The organism is Streptomyces sp. NPDC059853 (assembly GCF_042731495.1).
Taxonomy (GTDB): domain Bacteria; phylum Actinomycetota; class Actinomycetes; order Streptomycetales; family Streptomycetaceae; genus Streptomyces.
In genome coordinates, this window is record NZ_JBHWJL010000355.1 from 1 (window position 1) to 4,774 (window position 4,774).

Annotated in this window: 4 protein-coding genes; 3 read left to right on the forward strand and 1 reads right to left on the reverse strand. The window is 71.1% G+C overall.

From position 1 onward, the window contains the following. Window positions 1-21: 21 nt before the first annotated feature. Window positions 22-1,494 carry a Na+/H+ antiporter NhaC gene (gene nhaC / locus ACFV5N_RS24745; protein WP_385603861.1) on the reverse strand — a complete coding sequence of 491 codons (1,473 nt, stop codon included), beginning with the start codon at window positions 1,492-1,494 and terminating at the stop codon, window positions 22-24. 145 nt (window positions 1,495-1,639) lie between these two features. On the opposite strand from nhaC, the gene ACFV5N_RS24750 reads away from it, so the two are divergent. The 3 genes from ACFV5N_RS24750 (at window position 1,640) to ACFV5N_RS24760 (ending at window position 4,717) form a co-directional block, all read left to right on the forward strand. After that, a complete protein-coding gene (locus ACFV5N_RS24750; RefSeq protein ID WP_385603864.1) occupies window positions 1,640-2,578 on the forward strand; it encodes a LysR family transcriptional regulator in 939 nt (312 codons plus the stop codon). Window positions 2,579-2,642: 64 nt separating this feature from the next. Further along, window positions 2,643-3,932 (forward strand): flavin-containing monooxygenase, encoded by a 1,290-nt coding sequence (locus tag ACFV5N_RS24755; protein ID WP_385603867.1) that lies wholly within the window; start codon window positions 2,643-2,645, stop codon window positions 3,930-3,932. Continuing rightward, window positions 3,929-4,717 carry an SDR family NAD(P)-dependent oxidoreductase gene (locus ACFV5N_RS24760; protein WP_385603870.1) on the forward strand — a complete coding sequence of 263 codons (789 nt, stop codon included), beginning with the start codon at window positions 3,929-3,931 and terminating at the stop codon, window positions 4,715-4,717. Before ACFV5N_RS24755 ends, ACFV5N_RS24760 begins: the two co-directional genes overlap by 4 nt. Window positions 4,718-4,774: the final 57 nt, after the last annotated feature.

The following is a 4,774-nucleotide window of genomic DNA, read 5'->3' on the forward strand; positions in this document are numbered from 1 at the left end:
CCCCGTACCCCTCGCCGCCGGTCAGCCGGCCGGGCGGGCGGGGACGGGTGCGGCGGACGGCTGGTCCGGATCCTCGGCGGCCGGCCGCTCGGCGCGCGGGACCTTCCAGCCGGTGACCGCGTAGAGCAGCGAGAACCCCATCGACAGGAAGACGAAGAAGTAGAACGGCAGATAGCCGAGGGTGGACACACCCAGCACACCGGCCACGAAGACGCCGCCGCTGGACCAGGGGAAGACCGGGTCGTTGGCGGTGCCGGAGTCCTCCAGGATGCGGGAGAGGTTCCGCGGGTCGAGTCCGAATTTGTGGTAGAGCGGCAGCAGCAGGGAGCCGGACATCACGGCGGCGAAGCTGAACGAGCCGCCGAGCGCCACCAGCGCGGGCACCAGGAAGACGCTGATGACCATCAGCCGGCGCGGGGTGGTGATCCAGCGCAGCGCGGGGGTGATGAGGGCCAGCAGCATCCCGGAGCCGGTGAGCAGCCCGGCCATGCCGATGGCGAACAGGAACAGCGCCACCATGCTCATCATCGACAGCATGCCGCCGCCGGAGACCAGCGAGTCCACGGTGCTGACGCCGGTCTCCAGGACGAAGCCGTTGTAGAGGACGGACAGGGTGTCGCCGACCGAGGCGCCCTGGTACAGCACGGCGACCAGGCCGCCGGTGAGCGCGCCGACGAAGATCGAGGGCCAGGCCGGTTTGCGCAGCAGCAGCAGCGCCAGCACCACCAGGATCGGCAGGAACGCCGGCAGGCCGAGGTGGAAGCTGTCCTCCAGCGCGGCGGTGATCGCGTCCGCCTCGGCGGTGGATCCCCCGCCGTGCGAGGTGGTGAAGCCGAGCACCGTGAAGATGACGAAACACAGCACGATGGCGGGGATCGTCGTCCAGGTCAGATGCCGGATGTGCCGGGTGAGGTCGGTGCCCGCCAGCGCGGCGTTCAGATTGGTGGAGTCGGAGAACGGGGACATCTTGTCGCCGAAGTAGGCGCCGCAGACGATGGCACCGGCCGTCATGGCGACCGGGTATCCCATCCCCTCCCCCACACCCATCATGGCGACACCGACCGTGCCGATGGTGCCCCACGAGGTGCCCGTGGAGAGCGACGCCAGGATGCACAGCAGCAGGGTGGTGGGCAGGAACAGCTGCGGGGAGAGCACCGAGAGCCCGAGGTGAACGAGCGCCGGAATGGTGCCGGATTCCGCCCAGGCGCCGATGAGAGCACCGACGGCCACCAGAATCATGATCAGGCCGAGGATGCTGCGGATGGCGCGGAAAGCGAAATTCTCGGCGTCCTCGAAGCTGTATCCCAGACGCATCACCAGCGGTACCAGCGCGATCATGGAAATGAACAGCAGCAGCTGGATATCCGCGTCGAATCCCAGGGATCCGATGAGAAGTATTGCGACGACGACAAGTACCGAACCCGCCGCATAGGCGAATCCCGGTTCTTTCGCGGAGGCCGCCGTCGCCGGCTCCCCGGCGGTTTGCGTACTCATAACAGGCACCACTTTCGCTTTTCCGCACCCGGGGGTGGGTTACAAACAAATTAACGGGTGGGGTGACATTGATAAACCGGTACGCTACGGGCAGCGTGGCCCCCGGCACAGTCTCAATCCACAGCGCTTACTCAAGGAACCTCCTATGGCACAGCCGACCCTGATGCAGTTGAGCTACTTCCTGGCGGCGGTCGGCCACGGCTCCTTCTCCGCCGCAGCCGACGCCCTGCACATCGCCCAGCCGAGCCTGTCCGAGCAGATCAGACGGCTGGAGCACACCCTGGGCGTGGTGCTGTTCACCCGCACCAACCGCCGGCTCCAGCTCACCGACGCCGGCCGCACCCTGCTGCCGCACGCCGAGCGCACCCTGGCGGACGTGCGCGAGCTGAGCGAGGCCGTACGGGAGGTCCGCACGCTCTCCGGCGGCACGGTCTCCTTCGGCACCTTCAACAGCGCGCACCTGTATCTGCTCACCCCGCTCATCCGCGATTTCCACGAGCAGTTCCCCGAGGTGCAGGTCCGGGTGGTCGGCCTCAACTCCTCCGAGGTCGGCGACGCGGTGCGAGCCGGTGAGCTGGAGGCCGGACTGGTGCAGCTGCCGATCAAGGACCACGGCCTTTCGGTGGGCGCGCCGGTGCTCACCGACACCGTGGTGTACGTCAGCGCCGATCCCGCCCGGGCCCGCGGTCCGGTGGGCATCGAGGCGCTGGCCGCCGCCCCGCTGGTGCTCTCCGAGGCCCGCTGGGAGGACGAGGACCCGCTGCGCCGGGCGCTGACCGAGCGGGCGCAGCGGGCCGGGGTGACCCTGCGGCCGTACGCGGAGGTGGAGTTCCAGACGCACGCGGTGGAGCTGGCCGCGCACGGGGTGGGCGACTCGCTCGTCTCCTATCTGGTGGCGCGCTCCCAGGGCTATACGCGGCGGCTGCACTGGGCGCAGCTGGACCCGCCGGTGGAGGAGCACTTCGCCTTCATCACCCGGGCCGGCGGCGCGCTCTCCCCGGCCACCCGGATGTTCATGAAGATCGCGCACAAGCACATCGCGGCGCTCCAGCGCCGTGCGAAGCGCGGTCTGGCCCAAGGCTGAACCTATCGGTGATGCTGTAAATCAAGCATTTACCGGAGACGGCGGCGGTCGTGATACTCCGCACATGGGAACCATTCACCGACAGCGGGTGTGCGTCGTCGGCGCCGGGGCCGCCGGGCTGGAGGCCCTGCGGGTGCTGCGGTCCGAGGGCTTCGAGGTGGACTGCTTCGAGCGGACCGGGCGCGTGGGCGGCCACTGGCACACCGACTACGAGGCACTGCATCTGATCACCCCCCGGGACAGCTCCGGCTTCGAGGGCGCGCCGATGCCCGCTCACTATCCGCTCTTCCCGAGCCGTGACCAGGTGCGCGACTATCTGGAGGACTTCGCCGACCGCGAGGGGCTGCGCGAGCACATCACGCTCGACACCGAGATCAGCGGGGTCCGCCAGGGGCCGGACGGCTCCTGGACGGTGGCCACGGCGGACGGGACGGAACGCCGCTACGACGCCGTCGTGGTCGCCAACGGCCACCACTGGGACCCGCGGCTGCCGGAGGCCGCCGCCGACTTCGCGGGCCGTTCGCTGCACTCCAGCGAGTACCGCAACACCGGCGACATCGACGGCGAGCGGGTGCTGGTCGTCGGCTCGGGCAACTCGGGCTGCGATCTGGCGGTGGACGCCGCCAACGCCCGGCTCGTCACCGACATCTCGGTCCGAGGCGGCCATGTGTTCCAGCCCAAGACCTTCTTCGGCCGGCCGCGCAACGAGCTGCCGCTGGTCCCGAAGCTGCCCGGCTGGCTCGGCGAGCGGGTGGCCAGGGCCCTGGTGCGGATCTCGGTGGGCACCGCCGAGCGCTACCCGGGGCTGCCGGCCCCGGTCACCCGGAACCTCAACGAGCAGTTGCCGGTGGTCAACGAGCTGCTGCTGTACTGGATCCAGCACGGCCGGATCGCGGTCCGCCCGGGGATCGAGGCGATCGAGGGCCGCACGGTGGTCTTCACGGACGGCACCCGCCACACCTACGACACGGTGCTGTGGGCCACCGGGTTCCGGGTGAGCCTGCCGTTCCTGCCGCCGGACGTCCTCACCTGGCGGGGCGGCGCCCCGCTGCGCACGGCCGGGCTGACCGTGCCGGCCGGGGTGTCCGGACTGTACTTCGTCGGTCTCGCCAGCCCGCGCGGGCCGCAGTTCCCGGTGTTCTCCGCCCAGTCGCGGCTGATCGCCCGGCTGATCGGGCTGACGGACCGGTTCGGGGGGCGGCTCGCCCGACCGCTGCCCGAACTGCTGGAGCGCCGGTTCGGCGCGGACGACCGGATCGACATCCTGCGGCCGGTGTGGAGCCGGCAGATGCGGCAGGTGCACCGCTTCCTGGACGGCCTGGAGCGGAGCGCCGCCGCGCGGGGCATCCGATGAGCCGGGACCCGAGGGCGCACGACGACAACCGCTACCCGAACAGCGAGAGGGGCATGACCGTGCACGAGGTGGATGGGGAGAAGGCGGTCCTGGTGACCGGGGCAGCCAGCGGCATGGGGCAGTCGGTGGCGCGGCGGTTCGCCGCCGGCGGCTGGCAGGTGCTGGCGGTGGACCGGGACGCGGCGGCGCTCGCGCGGGAGGCGCGGGAGGTGGGCGAGTCCCTCATCCCGCTGGCCGCCGACGTCACCGACCGGGCCGGGCTCCAGCAGCGGCTGATCGGCGCGCTGGGCAGCGCGCCGCTGCGGGCGGTGGTGAACGCCGCCGGTATCTACCCGCCCACCCGGCTGGAGGACTTCACCGAGGAGGTGTACCGGCGGATCTTCGACGTGAACGTGCTCGGCACGCTCAATGTGACGGCGGTGACCACCCCGCTGCTGGCGGCGGCCGGTGGCGGCGCGGTGGTGAACTTCGCCTCGGTGGACGCCTTCGCGGTCTCCCCCGGGCAGCTGCTGTACAGCGCCTCGAAGGCGGCGGTGGTCTCGCTGACCAAGTCCCTGGCCATCGAACTGGCTCCGGACGACATCACGGTCAACGCGGTGGCCCCCGGCTGGGTGGACACCCCGGGCAACGCGGCGACCGGCCGGATGGCCGACGTGGCGGCGGGCATACCGCTGCGGCGGGTGGCCCGTCCCGAGGAGATCGCCGACTGGGTGTGGGCGCTGGTGCACGGCGGCTATGTGACGGGTGAGTCCCTGGTGATCGCGGGCGGCAGCGTCATGCGGTGAGCCCCGGCGCGCGGCGGCCGGGCCCGGGAGCGGTGCCCCGGCCCCGTGGGCCGGCCG